The organism is Paenibacillus sp. FSL R7-0340 (assembly GCF_038002205.1).
Classification (GTDB): Bacteria; Bacillota; Bacilli; order Paenibacillales; family Paenibacillaceae; genus Paenibacillus; species Paenibacillus polymyxa_B.
The window spans coordinates 3,122,907-3,140,953 of record NZ_JBBOBY010000001.1; the positions used below are offsets into that span (position 1 = coordinate 3,122,907).

Consider the following 18,047-nt stretch of genomic DNA (forward strand, 5'->3'; position numbering starts at 1 on the left):
CTCTAATAGTATCCAATGAAATAAAAGAATGCCATTATCCATTTTTTCTGAAGAAGAAGGGAGTCCAGGCATGAACAAAATGAAAGTAGGCATTATCGGGTGTGGTAAAATTAGCGGAATTTACATGGAAAATTGCCATCGTTTCGACATTCTGGAGCTGTACGCAGTAGCGGATCTGGACCAAGGTCGGGCAGAGGAGCAGGCAGTAGCGTTTAACGTTCCGAATGTATATTCGGTAGATGAGATTTTGGCTGATCCGGAGATCGAACTCATTATTAATTTGACCATTCCGGGCGTTCACGCTGACGTTTGTCTCAGAGCTCTTGAGGCAGGCAAGCATGTTTATGTGGAGAAGCCACTTGCCGTCACCCGTGAGCAAGGGCAGGCTGTCTTGGATCTTGCTCATCAAAAGGGACTGCTTGTCGGCTGCGCACCGGAGACCTTCTTCGGTTCCGGTATACAGACATCATTGAAGCTGATTGAAGACGGAGTTATTGGGAGTCCGGTAGCCGCTACGGCTTTCATGATGAGCCGTGGACATGAACATTGGCATCCTGATCCTGAATTTTATTATGCAGTCGGCGGCGGTCCAATGTTTGATATGGGCCCCTATTATTTGACGGCTCTGGTGCAATTGCTGGGTCCGATTGCTGCCATTTCGGGCATGACAAGCAAGGCGATGGATCAACGAATGATTACGAGCGAGAAAAAGAGAGGCCAGACCATCCCGGTCGATATACCGACTCATGTGGCCGGATTGCTGCGCTTCAAGCAGGGGGCTGTCGGCACGCTAATTACCAGCTTTGACATCTTTGGTGGAAGCACTCTGCCACCGATCGAGGTATACGGCACTCATGGCACGTTACAGGTGCCTGACCCGAACACGTTCGGAGGGCCAGTTCGCTATAGGGTGCTAGGCGAGCAAGAATGGACAGACGTACCGCTGCTGCCCGGCTACCAGGAGAACACAAGGGGCATCGGTGTTGCCGATATGGCCTACGCTATCCGCAGCGGACGGCCTCACCGCGCCAGTGGTGAATTGGCCTATCATGTGCTGGAGGCGATGTGGGCGTTCCACGATTCCTCCGAGCAGCAGACCTTCTATCCAATGCAAAGCACATGTCTGCGCCCGGCGGCTTTACCGGAAAACCTGCCTTTGTACACGTTAGATACGTAAACAAAGGTCAGCCTAGTGCTAGTCGGCAGCATTCAAAAATTACAAGACTGCAGGGCATGTCCCAAAAGTCAGTTTTTGTTTTTTTACATTCCGCTTTGAATGTTCATTTCTATTGAAAAGAAGACTCCAGCTCCGTTTTGACCGCGGCTTTGGAGTCTTCTCAGTTCAATTTTCGGGAAATTTGACAGAGCGAGAAGTTGTGGAAGTCCTTTCATAAAGGATTATAGTGCAAAGACTAAAAGAGGAAAGACAAAGCAAAGTAACCGTCATAGGTACGTCGGATAAGAAAAGCTCACGTGTGCATTCAGCGGGTAATGAGAGGGTTCACTTGGTAACCTAGGTTTAAACTGACGAGGAGTCAATAATCGAAAATATGATGAACTGAAACGGATTTTCTTTACGCACAATTGGGACTGCCTTAGTGCCGAACAGTTAGATCGAACGAAGGACATTTTCTCCGCTACATTTTCCGGATCGCCGTCATACAGACAGCCATTCAATTTGCATTCTTCATCGATCATCTCTGGCGTGGTCGGTTTATGCTCCCAAAAGACCTGATCTTAATTTCGGTCATAAAATCATTCTTTACCGATCGTTCTAAATATGTTATATTGTTGGTGTGGGAGGAATACACGGATAAGAAGCCAAGAGTTATGAGGAGTGGTGTGAGATCTTGCCGTGGAGTTCTTCTGCGCATATTAGAATGATCATTCTTATTGTAAAAGATGGAGAAGGGATGGATTGACATGGAATATCGTGTATTAGGAAATACAGGCCTTAAAATAAGCAGTTTTGTATTAGGTACAGGTACTTTTGGTTTTTGGGGGAACAATACGGAGAAAGAAGCTGCAGTCATGTTGGATGAGGCTTTGGCTGGAGGCATTAATCTGATCGATACAGCGGATGTCTATTCAAGTGGTCAATCCGAAGAAATTCTGGGTCACATCCTAAAAGGACGCAGACAGGATGTTATTCTGGCCACGAAAGGCGGAATGCCCATGGGCATTGGGCTTAATCAATCCGGTAACTCGAAATATTGGATTAAGCGTGCAGTAGAGGGTAGCTTGAGAAGGTTGCAAACGGACTATATCGATTTGTATCAACTACATCAGCCGGATCTCCATACTGACATTGAAGAGAGTCTTGACGCACTTACGGACCTGGTTCGTGAAGGGAAGATTCGCTATATTGGTACATCCAATTTTCAGGCATGGCAAGTGACCGAAGCACAATGGACTAGCGAACGCAAAAATACCGCACGCTTTGTATCCGAGCAAGCCCCGTATTCCATATTGAATCGAAGTATCGAATTCGATTTGCTTGCTGCAACCGCAAAATACGGAATGGGCGTACTTGTTTGGAGCCCACTTTCGGGTGGCTTACTAACAGGGAAATATCGTTTAGGAGCAGCCGTTGCCCCGGATTCAAGAGCAGCCACCTTCGCTGGACGCTTAAAATCTGTTGTTGACCCTGATCGAGAAGAAAATCGCACCAAATTTGAAGCCATTGCTAAGCTCCAAACCCTTGCAGATGAAGCAGGATTAACTTTGCCTCATCTTGCCATGGCATTTACACAAGCTCATTCGTCAATTACTTCTGCTATAGTGGGGGCAAGAACAATTGAGCAACTTCGTGAAACGTTAAAAGGCAGCGACATCCGATTAAGCACTGATATCCTGGATGCGATAGATGCTATCGTTCCGCCAGGAGTAACCCTGGATGCCCTGGAAAAAGGATGGACGCCTGATTGGTTACAAGCAGACAAACGAAGAATCCTGGGTTAAATATGTAAGACAGACCTCATACCTGTAATGTATTCACTTATTTTAAATCTAGTTTGCCGATCCTTCACTAAATTGTATAATGATTATTCGAGGTGATGACGATGGCAAGATCAAAAGAATTTGAAGTTAATGAAGTATTAGATAAGGCAATACACCTATTTTGGGCACAAGGATATGAGAAAACTTCAATGCAAGATTTGGTTGAGTTTATGGGCATTCACCGAAGAAGTATCTATGATACCTTTGGGGATAAGCATGCCTTATTTATGAAAGCTCTCGAACGATATGAAACGAAGCAGACCAGCAAAATGAGGTTTCTGATTGAAAAACAAAAACCGATCAAAGAATTAATTCGGGAGTTGTTTGAGGCGACAGTAAGAAATGAAGGAGAGCCTCTAGGGTGTTTTCTCGTGAATTCAGGCGTGGAACTCGGCGTGTTGGATCCAGAAGTTGCATCCTTAGTTGATGAGAGTTATTCGCGAACTGAGGAACTCTTGACTAACCTTGTTCTGAAGGGTCAACAATCGGGTGAGTTCAAGGCTGACTTGGATACTGTAGTTATTTCTCATTATTTAATGAATGCGTGGTTGGGGCTACGTACGTTGGTTAAGACAACAACGGATCAGCAAAAATTAAAGAATATTATTGATATGACACTGACCGCTTTGGATTAAAAGTGGAATTACAGCATGACAGGCAAAAGGAGTCACCTAAATGGAGGACTGTTTGTTTCCTTGATACAAGTTTTTTCTTGTCCCTCTAACGAAAGAAAGAACTTGTATCTCATGCCTCACACAAGTCAAAGAATACCGCTCCAAAATTAAAATCTTAGTCATAAAAAAATTCTTTACTGTTCGTTCTAAAATTGATATGCTAATAGCAAGTTAGATCTAACTGTTTTTTCACCCTAATAAGAATGATCGTTCTAAAATCGTCTTTAAAACTCATTTACACTAATCTGCATGTTATGAAGGAGAGAATATTATGAAGTATACAGTTATTACAGGAGCAAGCTCAGGGATTGGATATGCAACGGCATTGGCGTTTGCTGCACGTGGCAAAAACTTAATCTTGGTAGCTAGAAGATTGGATAAATTAGAAGAACTTAAATCAGCAATTCTGGATATGGATCCTACTATAAATGTTATTGTTCGTACAAGTGACCTGTCTGTTACAGATCAGGCCTACACACTATATAACAATTTAAAGGAATACCAAATTGAGACCTGGATTAACAATGCGGGGCTCGGTGAAGCTTCTTTTGTAGCAGAACAGAATTTAGATAAAGTTGAAACTATGCTACGTGTTAACATTGAAACCTTGACGATCCTTTCTACACTATATGTACGAGATTATGCTGATGTAGAAGGAACTCAGCTAATTAACGTCTCATCCGCACTCGGATATGCCATTGCTGTTGGGAGTGTTGCTTATTCTGCATCTAAATATTACGTTAGTGCCTTCACAGAAGGGCTTGCAAAAGAACTAGAAATGAAAGGTGCAAAACTAAAAGCTAAGGTTTTAGCACCAGCTATAACAGAAACGGAATTCGTTAAGAAATCATTAGATACTGAAGAATTTGATTACAAAGCAAACATGCCTAAGTACCACACTGCCAAACAAATGGCGGGCTTCATGTTGGATCTTTATGATAGCAACGAGGTGGTAGGGATTGTAGACCAGAACTATGATTTCAATCTGAGAGGCGAAATCTATCCAATCATTTCAGAATTTTAAATTCAATTCATATATCCTTGAATACATTAAAAGAGGAGAGTATCCGAATGAAAAAATTGTGGAGTAAAACAAACATTGGAACAATGGAATTACCTCATCGTTTAGCAATGGCACCAATGACACGTAGTAGATCGCAAGAAGATGGTACACCGGGAGAGCTAACTTCCCTTTATTATGCTCAACGAGCGTCAATGGGACTCATTATTACTGAGGGTGTACAGCCTTCTGATGATGGGCAAGGTTACTTATGGTCACCTGGGATCTATACGGATAAACATATCGAAGGATGGAAAAAGGTTACAGATGCAGTGCATAAAGCAGGTGGATATATGTATATCCAATTAATGCATGCTGGTCGCATGTCGCACCCTGATAATACACCACATCATCGCCAACCTGTTGCGCCATCTGCAATCGCGCCCGGTGTAGAAATGTTTACTGCTAAAGGTATGCAGGACATTCCCGTTCCTCGTGAGTTAAGTGAAGAGGACATTCAAACGACCATTGCTGATTTCCGGAAAGCAGCAGTAGCGGCTATTAAAGCAGGTGCGGATGGCGTTGAAATTCATGGAGCCAATGGTTATCTGATTAATCAATTTATCGGAGAAAACTCGAATACACGGACAGATGGATACGGGGGATCTGTAGAAAATCGTGCTCGCTTCGCGATCGAAGTAACGAAAGCCATCGTCGAAGAAATTGGAGCAGAAAGAACCGGCTTCCGTATTTCGCCAGGGACACCTCTTGGTGGGATCCAAGATGGTGAACAAGGTCCTGAACTTTATCGTTATCTTGTAAAGGAATTAGCTCAATTGGATTTAGCTTACCTTCATGTCATGCATCTTGGAAATGAAAAGCTGCTCCAAGACATTCGCTCAATCTGGACGAATCCATTGTTAGTCAATCGTGCTGGACGAGCTCTGGAAGATCTTAGCGTGGATATAGATCGTGGCCTTGCTGATCTGGTGCCCGTTGGTGTGTGGTCATTAGCCAATCCAGATTTAGTGGAACGACTTCAAAAAGGTGCGCCATTGAACGAAGCAGATCCGACAACATTCTTTGGTCTGGGAAGCAAAGGTTACACGGATTATCCTACGATGGAAGAATTAGAATCCCAAGAGGGGTAACAATAGTGAATATGGTAAATCATGGCGTGCGACTGAAAGTTGTACGCCATGATTTATCTACTCTACCTTGATTTTATTAGCCAAGAACTAAATATTTATTTTGATCCACCTACACTCGTAACTAGTGATTGCATTCATGGTGTGCTACCCCAAAATTAGCAAAGGAAGAGGATGAATCATGAGAGCAGCACAAATACAGAAATATTCAAAAAAAATCCAAGTGGAATTAAATGATGTTAACATACCACAGATCAATAGCCATGAGGTTCTTGTCAAAGTAAAAGCTGCAGGTGTAAATCCACTGGACATTCTTAATCTGAATGGCAGTGTTCGGATGATTGCTGACTATAAGTTGCCATTAACTTTAGGGAATGAACTATCTGGCATTATTGAAGCCGTTGGTGATGATGTTTTGAATTTTAAGGTTGGTGACCCTGTTTATACGAGGTTGCCGCTTAATAAAATCGGTGCTTTTGCTGAGTATGCGGCCGTAAATGAAGATGCTTTATCCATCATACCTGAAAATCTATCTTTTATTGAAGCTGCTGCGGTACCCCTTACTGCCTTGACTGCTTATCAAGCATTGCACGATGTACTCCATGCCCAGCCGAATAGAAAGCTATTCATTCCTGGAGGAACAGGAGGATTTGGCGCTATGGCAATTCCCATTGCCAAATCAATGGGATTACATGTTATTACAAGTGGAAGTGAAAGAGGCAGATCACGTACACTGTCGATCGGGGCTGATCAATTCATAAATTATAAGGCAGAGAATTATGCTAACATACTGTCCGATATCGATTATGTGATCGACACCTTGGGTGCCAAAGAGATCAAAGCTGAACTGGGCATTTTAAAACCACAAGGGAAATTGGTATCATTGAAAGCCGGACCTAATTATCGCTTTGCGGTTGACAATCATTTTCCGTTGTGGAAAAAAGCATTGTTTGGTCTAGTGGGTGCTCGCTTAGATTCTTTAGCACGTAAGAATCAAAATGAATATCGCTTTTTATTTGTGCAAGCCAATGGAAGTCAATTACAAGAAATCACTAAACTTGTTGAAAAAGAAAATATCAAGCCCTCTATAGATTCAACTTATACGTTTGGGGACATTAACAAGGCGCTGATTAAAGTGTCGATGGGCCACTCTCAAGGCAAAGTGATTGTGACCTTCTAAATAATAAGCAACTTATGTGATGTTGCTTGCGTGTTCTGAGAATAAACAAATTATACTGTAGGCCGAAGTAAGCACATCTAATATTATAGACGCCGTTCCGAGATGACCTAAATAAACGATTATTGCTGGAAACGTAACAACAGGTGAAGCGACACGGGATTTAATATTACTTTGTGAATCCAAAAAAGGGGAGAAGAACAGATACTTAGTCATGTGGATGTTGATTATTTAAAGAATTGGTTCTCATTAACGCAATCCCCCTGACCAAAGTTTCTGGCAGAGGGATTGCATTAATGTAAGTTCTAGTTCACATACTTCTCTATCGTGCTTCGGACTGCACCAGGACCTGCCAGCATCTCATGAAACATGGCTTCAATCTTGTCGCCCAGACCAATCTCATATAATCGGACACCGAACAGTTTGTCATCCTCGAGGAGGCAGCGAATCTCGGAGGTCTGATCGCCCAGCTTCGTGTTCTGCAAATATCCTTGCAATGAATCCAGTAATGGGTCCGGGCTGAGTGTGAAGGGTGCTCCTTGATCATCCACTCCCAGCAAATAGCGACACCAGATCGCAATGGTCAAGGGAATAGCAGTCAAGTTCGCAGGATCAAGTCCTGCTGTGCTAGCATAAGACTTTATGGTTTCACCAAAACGGATGCTCATCTTTTGAGAGGTATCTGTGGCAATCCGCTGAGGCGTATCCGGAATATAGGGATTGGCGAAGCGTTCCTGCAATACCTCGTCAATAAATGGTTTCGGTTGGATAATACCGGGATCAACTACAACAGGCAAACCTTCCTTGTAGCCAATGGTTTCCACCAGACGACGCAATGTGTGATCCCTCATTTCATCTGCAATAAGCTCATACCCAAGCAGACACCCAGCTAGGGCCAGCGCTGTATGCAGCGGATTGAGACAGGTAGTGACTTTCATCTTTTCCACTTTGTCCACCGTATCCCGATTCGTGAAGATGATGCCAGCTTCCTCCAGTGCAGGTCTCCCGTTCGTAAACTTGTCTTCAATGACCAAATACTCGCTAACCTCAGCGTTGACAAAGGGAGCCGTATACGTATGCCTTGAGGTAACGATCATCTCCATGTCGGCTAACCCCAGCTCCCGAAGAGCAGACTGTACTTGCAAGGAAGGGCGGGGGGTGATTTTGTCAATCATGGTCAGGGGGAAGGTTATTTTCTCCTCATTATGCAGATAGTCTGCAAATCCTTCCTCTACCAGGCCTCTGCGAGTCCACTCCTTGGCGATAGCAATCATACTATCCTTTAACAGATCGCCGTTATGGGAGCAATTATCCATGCTCACAAAGGTCATTGGATGCCGCCCCTTCAGGTAACGCCGATAGGCAAGCGAAGTAGCTATGCTTATCACATGCACTGGCTGTTCAGGACCATTCGTCAAATCCCTCTCCACAACAGCCAGATACATGCCGTCGGGCCCGGTCAGGGCGTATCCTTTTTCCGTGACAGTAAAGCTGGCCATCTGCAGGGACGGATTCTCAAATATTTCAATCAGACGGAGGTAGTCGTCTGGACGATTTTGCTCTGCTGCGAGTCCCTCAACGATGCTTGCGACCACGCTCTTGTGAAATCTTCCGTCTGCACTCATCAACACCAGTAAGGTTAGATTGTCGTAAGGCTTATAGACTTTGTCGATCATTTCAAAATCAAAGGCTTCGGTTGCAATAATACCTGTATCCGCTTTCAATTTATTCAGCAGTTGTTGCTGCGCGTTGGCTATCAACCCTCGAAAAATATTGCCTGCGCCGAAATGCACCCATTGTGGTCTAACTCGGGTGTTATTGGCTACAAGCTCCAGATCATATTTTGGCAGCTCGATGTCTGCTGCTCCCCAGGCCGCCTTTTCTGAAAGGCCTTTCCGGTCAAATTGGAGCATTTATTTCACTCCTTTGCCTTGAGCGAGACTATCCCAGACACCCAGCAAGTACATAACTCCCAGTGCACGGTCATACAAACCGTAGCCTGGCCGACAATTCTTTTCTTCCCCCCATAGATGTCTGCCGTGATCAGGGCGTACATATCCCTGATAGCCGTTCTCGTAATAAGCTCTAACTACTTCCGGAACATCGACGCTTCCGTCCTTACCGCGGTGTGACACTTCAATAAAGTCGCCATTCTCAAACACCTTGACATTACGAATATGAGCAAAATGAATACGATTATGAAACTCCCGAATCATGGCTGGCAAATCATTCTCAGGATTGCTCCCCAGTGAGCCTGTGCAGAAGGTTAGACCATTATATGGGCTGTTCACTGCATCTAGGATGCGCTGGATGGTCTCACGACTACGGACAATTCTCGGCAATCCGAAGATGGGCCATGCCGGATCATCAGGATGAATGGCCATCTTGATGTCAACCTCCTCGCAGACCGGGATGATGCGCTCAAGAAAATACTTCAGGTTGCCAAACAACTTGTCTTCTGTGACATCCGCGTAAGCAGCAAAAAGTTCATCCAGTCTCGCCAACCGCTCCGGTTCCCAGCCAGGCATGGTGAACTTTCCGGCTCCCTCGAGAATCCGATCCACCATTTGGCGTGGATCATCGGTAATGGCAGCCTTTTCATAAAAGAGGGCGTTGGACCCGTCAGGCAGTTCCTTATACAGTTCCGTTCTTGTCCAGTCAAAGACAGGCATAAAGTTATAGCAAATCACCTTGACTCCCACTTTGGCTAATTTTCGAATGGTGTCGATATAAATGTCAATATATTGATCGCGGGATGGCAGGCCGATTTTGATATCATCGTGGACATTTACACTTTCTACGACCGCCGTACTAAAGCCCTTGCTCGTAATCTGATCAGCTACCTCCTGAATTCGCTCCATTTCCCATACTTCACCGGCTACCTTATCATGTAAAGACCAGACAATGCCCATAACTCCCGGAATTTGCCGGATATGATCCAGTGTAATATTGTCGTTGTTTTCACCATACCATCTCCAGGTCATATTCATAACGATACCCTCCCTGATTGTATTTCGTTTGTCTTGTATACAAGATTGAGTTGATCATAAATTATAGGGTTTGTTCTTGTCAATGATAATTTCAGAGGGGTTCGTCAGCTCAAAATGCTTTATAATATAACTAGATTTATAAAGTAAAGGTAGGAATGATATGTTTACAAAAGAAGAAATCATGCAACTGTTGAAAAAAGATATTTTGTCACTGACCTTAAAGCCGGGTACTCTTCTCAGTGAGACGACCTTGTCAGAACGCTTCCAGCTGTCCAGAACTCCGCTACGCGATGTATTGAAGTGGCTTGCGCTTGAGTCCTACATTGATATTTATCCCAAGAAGGGGAACATTGTGTCCTATATTGATCTAGAGTCCGTTGAACAAATTATTTACTTAAGAAGCGCATTGGAAAAGGAGATTATGAAGGAGCTTTCTTCGCAAATTACATTAAGCGATGTACAGAAGTTGAGTGATATTCTAGACAGACAGAGAGCTGTGATTGAAGAAGATCATGCTACGGATCAATTTCTCAGTCTGGATGATCAGTTTCACCAAACCATGTTCCAATTGGTGGGACGGGGGTTTCTTTGGCAGCTCATTCAGCAGTCGAATGTTCACTATATCAGATATCGCAAGCTGCATATGCTGGAAACAGGGAAGCTGATGGGCATCTGGCATGAGCACCAAGCTATGCTTGAATACATGCTGAATAAGGAAACAACCAAAATGGATGATCTGGTTCATCATCATCTCAGAGAGGATATCCATTCGCTCGATTTTCTCCGGAAGTTCGCTGATTATATCAAGAAATAAGGCAGCTAGCTCAAATTAACATGTATGAATTTTAAAGTAGTGGGTAATTCATGGAGGCTGTTCTACAAGTTGAATATGTCGGTGATAGAGCGAGTAATAAACGCGAGACTGCAGCAAATTTATGGGCGGAAACGTGCCGGCCTGTGTCATTCCATTTTTGCTCGTGAGCATTGTTATTTACCGTCAGGCGGTGATCAAACTGGAGGAATCCTCACAGGAGTTTGCAGCCTTGTATACATGTTTCAGGCCCCGAAGCAAACGGATATTAAGCAGTGGAAAAAGGTGGAGCTACTATATCAACAAGGATACGCTTACCACTCCTGCGGCTGCGGCGGCCCCGGGTACAGACCCTCCCGGCTGTCGGAGGTACCTGAATTTCTGGAGATACAGCGAACGTTTGAGAATAAGAGAGAGGCGCTGCTGTACCGGCTTTTGCAGACTAGTTGACGCGGGCTTATAACAAACGTAAGTGAAAGTAAATTTGGCAATTGGAACAAACATATCCTGGATATATTATTACATATCACAGTGTTTCACAGTAAGTGTAAGCCAGGAATAGAGAATGAAATAAATTATCTTCTTTTTAGTTATCATAAAGAAGAGCCTATAGAATCACATGTGAGATGAAGTGAATTATAGAAACTTTCATGCTTTCCAATTTTCCCAAGTGCAAAGATGAACATGCCCGAAAAAAATATAAGAGGTTCACTATACGCGTTTCGTTCGCTGAACTAACGGGCAGGTTAGCTCAATAAGAACCCGACGCAACTTCAGGATTTCCTTAGGCTTCATAGGACCGATAGGGTACTATGCAGTAACTGAGTTCGGCTCGAGCCATGGTTTTTGATGTGACTAATGATAGCGGAAAATCAAAAAAGAACCTGGATAGTTTTATCAGGTTCTTTTATATTGCATATAAAACAGACACGATGATATAATCAGATTACGACTTCGTAAATTTTTATGGACATAATTATTACATCTTACAATTTAACTTTACCATGCCGGTAAACTCTTGTCAAATGTTTTTTTCTCAATTTAATAGTTAGGAGAGATATTAAATGAGTTCTTTGGTTCTCGGTTTTCAGGAAATGGAAAAAACGCAGTTTTTGCTGGTTGGCGGAAAAGGGTTGAATTTAGGGGAATTATCAAAAATTGAAGGAATACACGTACCAGAAGGATTTTGTGTTACAACAGTGGGGTACCAAAAAGCCATCGAACAAAACGAAACGTATCATGCTTTGCTGGATCGACTAACCATGCTAAAAGTAGCAGATCGAGATCAAATTGGTGAAATCAGCAGTAAGATTCGAGAAACCATTATGGAAATAGAAATTCCTTCCGATGTTGTGCAAGCAGTTGCTCACTATCTCTCCCGGTTTGGTGATGAACATGCATATGCAGTGCGTTCTAGTGCGACTGCTGAAGATTTACCACATGCCTCTTTTGCTGGTCAACAAGACACCTATTTAAATATCATTGGCAAAGAAGCAATCTTGCAGCATATCAGCAAATGTTGGGCTTCCCTATTTACGGATCGCGCGGTTATCTACCGTATGCAAAATGGATTTGACCACAGTCAAGTTTATTTATCCGTTATCGTTCAAAGGATGGTTTTCCCGCAGGCTTCAGGAATTTTATTTACCGCTGACCCGATTACATCCAACCGGAAACTGCTATCGATCGAAGCTAGTTTTGGACTTGGAGAAGCACTGGTCTCTGGCTTGGTCTCTGCCGATTGTTATAAAGTACAGGAAGGGGAAATCGCCGATAAGAGGATAGCAACCAAAGAATTGGCTGTCTATGGACGAAGAGAAGGCGGAACAGAGACCCGGCAGATCGACCCCGATCAGCAAAAGACTCAAACCCTTACTGAACAACAAATTTTACAACTGGCACGCATGGGAAGACAGATCGAAGCTTATTTTGGCTATCCACAAGATATCGAATGGTGTTTGGCCCATGATACTTTTTATATTGTCCAGAGTCGTCCAATCACGACTTTATACCCGATCCCTGAAGCAAATGATCAGGAAAATCACGTTTATGTATCTGTCGGTCATCAACAAATGATGACTGACCCGATAAAACCATTGGGATTGTCTTTTTACCTGTTAATAACTCCTGCACCCATGCGTATAGCCGGTGGAAGGTTGTTTGTTGATGTTACACATATGCTGGCTTCACCTGTCAGCAGAGAAACTTTCTTAAATACCCTGGGACAATCTGATCCGCTCATAAAAGACGCATTTATGACCCTAATAGAGCGAGATTTTATAAAATCGTTACCAGATGATAGAACAGAACGGAGTCCCGGTAATATCAGTAAAGGTAGGTCGTCTGCAGGTTTTCAAGCACAAATCGAAAACGATCCGGCAATCGTTTCTGATTTGATTAAGAACAGTCAAACATCGATAGAAGAATTAAAACAAAACATCCAAACGAAATCAGGAGCAGATTTATTTGATTTTATTCTGGAAGATCTCCAAGAATTAAAGAAGATCTTATTTGACCCACAAAGTTCAAAGGTTTTTATGACTGCTATGAATGCTTCGTCATGGATCAATGAAAAAATGTACGAGTGGTTAGGTGAAAAAAACGCAGCAGATACGCTTTCTCAATCTGTACCAAACAACATTACTTCGGAAATGGGTCTGGCGCTATTGGATGTCGCAGATGCGATTCGTCCTTATCCGGAGGTAATTGATTATTTACAACATGTAAAAGATGATAATTTTTTGGATGAAATGGTTAAGTTGGATGGTGGACAGGAAACTCAAGACGCTATCTATGCTTATCTCAACAAATACGGAATGCGATGTGCCGGTGAAATCGATATTTCGAGAACTCGTTGGAGTGAAAAACCAATTATACTTGTCCCCATGATTCTCAGTAATATCAAAAACTTTGAGCCTAATGCTGGCAATTGGAAATTTGAGCAGGGGCGACAAGAGGCTTTGAAAAAAGAACAAGAGTTATTAGATCGATTGAAGCAATTACCGGATGGTGAACAAAAAGCCAAAGAAACAAAACGGATGATCGATCTGATCAGGAATTTCATCGGTTATCGTGAATATCCCAAATACGGCATGGTTAATCGCTACTTCGTTTATAAGCAGGCTTTACTAAAAGAAGCCGAACAACTCGTACAAGCTGGCATTATTCACGAAAAAGAAGATATATACGATCTCACTTTTGAAGAACTTCACGAAGTCGTACGCACAAATAAACTGGATTATCAGATCATCAGTAAACGAAAAGACGATTACAAATTATATGAAAAACTAACTCCCCCGCGTGTAATCACGTCTGATGGTGAAATCATTGCGGGTGAGTACAAACGAGAAAATCTCCCAGCCGAAGCGATTGTAGGGCTGCCTGTTTCTACCGGAGTTATAGAGGGACGAGCACGTGTCATCTTAAACATGGAAGATGCTGATCTGGAAGATGGAGATATATTAGTCACCGCCTTTACTGACCCCAGCTGGACACCATTGTTTGTATCCATAAAAGGCCTAGTCACCGAAGTTGGTGGACTGATGACTCATGGAGCCGTTATCGCACGTGAATATGGCTTACCCGCAGTTGTCGGAGTGGAGAATGCTACCAAACTGATAAAAGATGGGCAACGAATTCGTGTGCATGGAACAGAAGGGTATATCGAAATATTGTAATGGCTGAATACGCTAAGTAATAGCCTCTGTCATAATGGACGGCATTAAATACAACCTATCATGGATAAAAGGGCGGTTATCCTGTTCGTCCTTTTATCTACCTATGACACAAAGGAGAGTTGTACTTTAAGAACTTATTTATTTGAAGATCAAAACAACATAATGATTTATATATAGCTGACCCAATAATCTAAATCGCTTGTCCTTTACGGTAATAGGTACAAGTTCTTTTCCTCGACTTGAGACAAGTGCTTGTACCGTTAGAACAAAAAAGCCGCTAAAATAGCGACTTTTAATGTCTTGTTCTCGACAGTATCGGGTGTTAAATACCCAAATGTGCCCTCAGAGTCGAACCTGCATATTCGCTTCTGAACAAGCCTCTTTCAACCAACTGCGGCATCAGTTTTTCAAAAAATATTTTCATAGATTCTTCTGAACCGCCTGGAAGAGCTATAAATCCGTCAATAGCCCCAGCCTCAAAACGCTCAATAATATCATTCAATACGTCCTCAACCGTTCCAACGGAAACCCAATGAGCAGATCCGACGACCTCGGGTCTTGCCAACACATCTTCCACTGTAGGCTGATGGTTTATAATATACCGGCGCAAAAGCTCAGCATGTGTCCGGCTACGGACTGGGTGATTCGGATCAGGAAGCATATCGGCAGTTATGCGATGATCCAAAGCAAAGCTGCTTAAATCAAGGCCAAGCACTGACTTGAGCAGTGCATGTCTGCGCTCCATACTCAAATGCGCATGTGCTCAGTAGCAGCTTCAAATAAGAAATGTTGAAATGCGTATTTCAGGTGGTAGAATACTTAAGGATATAGCCTATACAACGAAATTAACTCAGATGAACTCTCCTAATTTGAATAGATTTCAAATAGTTGAAATGGCCTGATTCTACTTTCAATTGTTTTCAAGAATAAAAAAAGAATTTTTCAGAAGTTTTCTTTAACTTTTGGCCAAGAAAATTTTATGATATGTTTGATGACAAACATTCGCTGTTTTTGCAGGCAATGGATCGTTACAGAGGTAAGGTCAGCAACACTTTACTCGCAGAAATTAAAGCGTCCAAGACAGCAGTGGAAGCACTGTATAAAATTTTCGAAGTTATGATCAGTGAGGTAGAGGACACGCCATCAGGTTACTTAATCGTAAACTCTGCGGTGGAGCTGGGCGCACTGAAGCTTTTGGAAACATGATGCAGCTACTTCTACAAGTAATAGAATGAGCATTCCTGAAGTGCTATTCAATATGGTGAGCAGAGACTTACCAAAAAAGTAGCTTGGAATCCGTTAAAGGATTTCAAGCTACTTTTTTTGTGCGTGCCATCAATTGGTGAGGGCATTTTCTATCGATTTAATTTTGTGAATCTCTTCGGTTCCAACTTCCAAAGCAGTTTCGTAGTAAGAACATTTGTGCTCAAAGACTTCCATGGTTCTTCGTAGTTCCTCCATTTGTCCTTCCACAATAGCTTTTCGCTCCGTAAACATGTCATATCTTTGCTTCAGTGTGGAGTCCCCTTCAGAACACCATTCAACGAAGTCCTTAATGTCTTTAATAGACACCCCAGTCAGTTTCAGACATTGAATGATCTTAAGAAAGTCAATGTCGGAGTCTTTGAACAAGCGTGTTCCGCTCGTGGTACGTTCTACAAAAGGCATGAGTCCTTCCTTGTCGTAGTAACGCAATGTATATACCGTAAGGTCTAATTTTTTAGCAACTTCACTGATTGAATAGGTCATGTACAATGAATTCCTTTCTACTAGGAGTATACTTCGGGTTAACTCTAGGATTGATCCGAGTGAATTCTACCATGCTATAAATGCATGTCAAAGTGCATCGAAGATAAAAAATAAGATAAACATTTGACCTAGAGTTAACTAGAGGGGGGCGCTTGAATTATCCATTCGTTCCTGGACACGAGATTGCCGCGATTGTAACGGATGTATGAACCCTTCTGGGGTGAAATGTGATAACTGCCTCAAAGGAAATATTCCTACCTACGATGGGGCAGACATTTACGGTGAGCCTACACAAGGTGGATAGTTCTACCCATATATGATCTCTACACACACTGGCCGTAAAGAGTACAATGGTTAATCAAAAACGAAGAAGCCCATAAAGCGAATGATTGCAGATGCATTCAAGGGTATTCGCGCAAAGAAACTTTTTGTCCTTTCGGCGTGATCTTAGCAGCAGTACTTTCCCACGTAGATTACTGAAAAGCATCGAAAACATACACTAGAAATTATAGGTTTATTCAACAGAGCGATATAGAGTTTTAAGTGGTCAATTAAAAAAGCAGTTGACTATGAAGAAATTCTAGTCAACTGCTTTTTTATTTTATATTTAAATTTAGTATTCTATAAACAAAATTATCAATCTCTTGTGAAATTCTCCAACACTCCAGCTGGATACCGGCTACCGGCTGATCCGTGTGGAAGGATCTCTTTGATACGTTGAAGATCAGCTTCTGTAAGATTGACGTTAGCAGCAGCAACGTTTTGCTCAACTCGCTTAGCACTTCGTGTACCCGGGATCGGAACGATATCTTCTCCCTGGGCGAGAATCCAAGCCAGTGCCAATTCGGCTACAGAAATACCTTTGTTAGAAGCCAGTTCATTAAGTTGTTCTGTTGCTCGTAGATTGTAGATATAATTTTCGCCTTGCCAGCGCTCGTCGTAACGGCGCATATCGTCTTCCGCGTACTCTTGGGCTGGTTTAACTGCACCTGTCAGGAACCCTCTGCCTAAAGGAGCGTAAGGCACTAAACCTATGCCTAATTCATTCAAAGTCTCTCGTATATTGTTTTCCTCAATCTCGCGTTCAAATATGGAGTATTCAGTTTGAAGCATAGAAACCGGAGTAACAGCGTGAGCTTGACGAATTGTTTTTGAACCGGTGTTACTTAAACCGAAATATTTAACTTTGCCTTCTTTGATAAGATCTCCAACGACCCCAGCTACTTCCTCGATAGGAACATCAGGATCAGGGATATGCTGATAGAACACATCAATGTAATCAGTCTGCAGATAGCGAAGACTGTTCTCAGCTACCTTACGAATATTTTCTGGCCGGCTGTTAAAACGTGTTCCAATCTGCTCGGCCGTCATATCAAAACCGAATTTGGTAGCTAGTACTACCTTTTCACGAAAATCCTTTACAGCTTTACCCAGCAACTGTTCATTGTGACCATTTCCATATCCATATAATTCTGCTGTATCAAAAAAGTTAACTCCAAGCTCATAAGCTCGACGAATAGTTGCTATTGCTTCATCTTCATTTGAAGGACCGTATGCCATTGTCATCCCCATAGTACCTAAACCAATAGAAGAAACTTTTAAACCTTGTTGACCAAGACTTCGAGTTTGCATTTTTGTTCCTCCTTAAATAATTTTATCACCGAAGTGTTTAAAACCTAGATTAAAAGGTATCCAATCTTAGCTCGTTCAATATGAATTTTCATCACTGTTATTCATAAGAACAAACACATAATATCATGAAAAATGAATAAAGTAAACAAAAAGTATTTAAAGTGTCTGTGTTGTTTAGTTTGTTTAAAA

At 42.6% G+C, this 18,047-nt stretch carries 14 protein-coding genes and 1 pseudogene; 10 read left to right on the plus strand and 5 right to left on the minus strand.

The window, feature by feature from the left end:
• The first annotated feature begins 70 nt into the window (after positions 1 to 70).
• The 6 genes from MKX59_RS14145 (at position 71) to MKX59_RS14170 (ending at position 7,002) form a co-directional block, all read left to right on the plus strand.
• Complete coding sequence (locus MKX59_RS14145; RefSeq protein ID WP_023988823.1) at positions 71 to 1,177, plus strand: Gfo/Idh/MocA family protein; 1,107 nt, start codon at positions 71 to 73, stop codon at positions 1,175 to 1,177.
• Positions 1,178 to 1,923: 746 nt separating this feature from the next.
• The gene (locus MKX59_RS14150; RefSeq protein ID WP_076295105.1) at positions 1,924 to 2,961 is read left to right on the plus strand and encodes an aldo/keto reductase; all 1,038 of its coding nucleotides are present in this window, start codon (positions 1,924 to 1,926) and stop codon (positions 2,959 to 2,961) included.
• A 101-nt stretch (positions 2,962 to 3,062) separates the two neighbouring features.
• Positions 3,063 to 3,635: a TetR/AcrR family transcriptional regulator gene (locus tag MKX59_RS14155; RefSeq protein WP_076265299.1), complete on the plus strand. Its 573-nt coding sequence runs from the start codon at positions 3,063 to 3,065 to the stop codon at positions 3,633 to 3,635.
• A gap of 310 nt (positions 3,636 to 3,945) precedes the next feature.
• Complete coding sequence (locus MKX59_RS14160) at positions 3,946 to 4,698, plus strand: SDR family NAD(P)-dependent oxidoreductase (RefSeq protein ID WP_069080643.1); 753 nt, start codon at positions 3,946 to 3,948, stop codon at positions 4,696 to 4,698.
• A gap of 47 nt (positions 4,699 to 4,745) precedes the next feature.
• Positions 4,746 to 5,825 carry an alkene reductase gene (locus MKX59_RS14165; protein WP_069080644.1) on the plus strand — a complete coding sequence of 360 codons (1,080 nt, stop codon included), beginning with the start codon at positions 4,746 to 4,748 and terminating at the stop codon, positions 5,823 to 5,825.
• Between the two features lie 178 nt (positions 5,826 to 6,003).
• On the plus strand, positions 6,004 to 7,002 hold the full coding sequence (locus tag MKX59_RS14170; RefSeq protein WP_028541611.1) for an NADP-dependent oxidoreductase: 999 nt from the start codon (positions 6,004 to 6,006) through the stop codon (positions 7,000 to 7,002).
• A 302-nt stretch (positions 7,003 to 7,304) separates the two neighbouring features.
• Here MKX59_RS14170 and MKX59_RS14175 read toward each other — a convergent pair whose 3' ends face one another.
• Together MKX59_RS14175 and uxuA are read right to left on the minus strand one after the other, a co-directional pair.
• On the minus strand, positions 7,305 to 8,912 hold the full coding sequence (locus tag MKX59_RS14175; protein WP_076265300.1) for a mannitol dehydrogenase family protein: 1,608 nt from the start codon (positions 8,910 to 8,912) through the stop codon (positions 7,305 to 7,307).
• Entirely contained in the window at positions 8,913 to 9,989 is a 1,077-nt protein-coding gene (uxuA, locus tag MKX59_RS14180) for a mannonate dehydratase (protein ID WP_028541609.1), read from the minus strand.
• Positions 9,990 to 10,149: 160 nt separating this feature from the next.
• Between uxuA and MKX59_RS14185 the strand changes: the two genes are divergently transcribed.
• From MKX59_RS14185 to ppsA, 3 genes are all read left to right on the plus strand, one after another.
• Positions 10,150 to 10,803, plus strand: a complete 654-nt coding sequence (locus tag MKX59_RS14185; protein WP_028541608.1) for a GntR family transcriptional regulator — start codon at positions 10,150 to 10,152, stop codon at positions 10,801 to 10,803.
• Between the two features lie 69 nt (positions 10,804 to 10,872).
• The gene (locus MKX59_RS14190; RefSeq protein WP_340858491.1) at positions 10,873 to 11,250 is read left to right on the plus strand and encodes a hypothetical protein; all 378 of its coding nucleotides are present in this window, start codon (positions 10,873 to 10,875) and stop codon (positions 11,248 to 11,250) included.
• A 614-nt stretch (positions 11,251 to 11,864) separates the two neighbouring features.
• A complete protein-coding gene (gene ppsA, locus MKX59_RS14195; protein ID WP_076265301.1) occupies positions 11,865 to 14,477 on the plus strand; it encodes a phosphoenolpyruvate synthase in 2,613 nt (870 codons plus the stop codon).
• A gap of 322 nt (positions 14,478 to 14,799) precedes the next feature.
• Here ppsA and MKX59_RS14200 read toward each other — a convergent pair.
• Positions 14,800 to 15,240, minus strand: a pseudogene (locus MKX59_RS14200) (LLM class flavin-dependent oxidoreductase); the annotation flags it as partial.
• Between the two features lie 221 nt (positions 15,241 to 15,461).
• On the opposite strand from MKX59_RS14200, the gene MKX59_RS14205 reads away from it, so the two are divergent.
• A complete protein-coding gene (locus tag MKX59_RS14205) occupies positions 15,462 to 15,683 on the plus strand; it encodes a hypothetical protein (protein WP_025723218.1) in 222 nt (73 codons plus the stop codon).
• A 129-nt stretch (positions 15,684 to 15,812) separates the two neighbouring features.
• Here the strand turns inward: MKX59_RS14205 and MKX59_RS14210 are convergent, their stop codons facing one another.
• Together MKX59_RS14210 and MKX59_RS14220 are read right to left on the minus strand one after the other, a co-directional pair.
• The gene (locus tag MKX59_RS14210) at positions 15,813 to 16,226 is read right to left on the minus strand and encodes a MerR family transcriptional regulator (RefSeq protein ID WP_068938818.1); all 414 of its coding nucleotides are present in this window, start codon (positions 16,224 to 16,226) and stop codon (positions 15,813 to 15,815) included.
• A gap of 636 nt (positions 16,227 to 16,862) precedes the next feature.
• Positions 16,863 to 17,858 (minus strand): aldo/keto reductase, encoded by a 996-nt coding sequence (locus MKX59_RS14220; protein WP_071558693.1) that lies wholly within the window; start codon positions 17,856 to 17,858, stop codon positions 16,863 to 16,865.
• Positions 17,859 to 18,047: the final 189 nt, after the last annotated feature.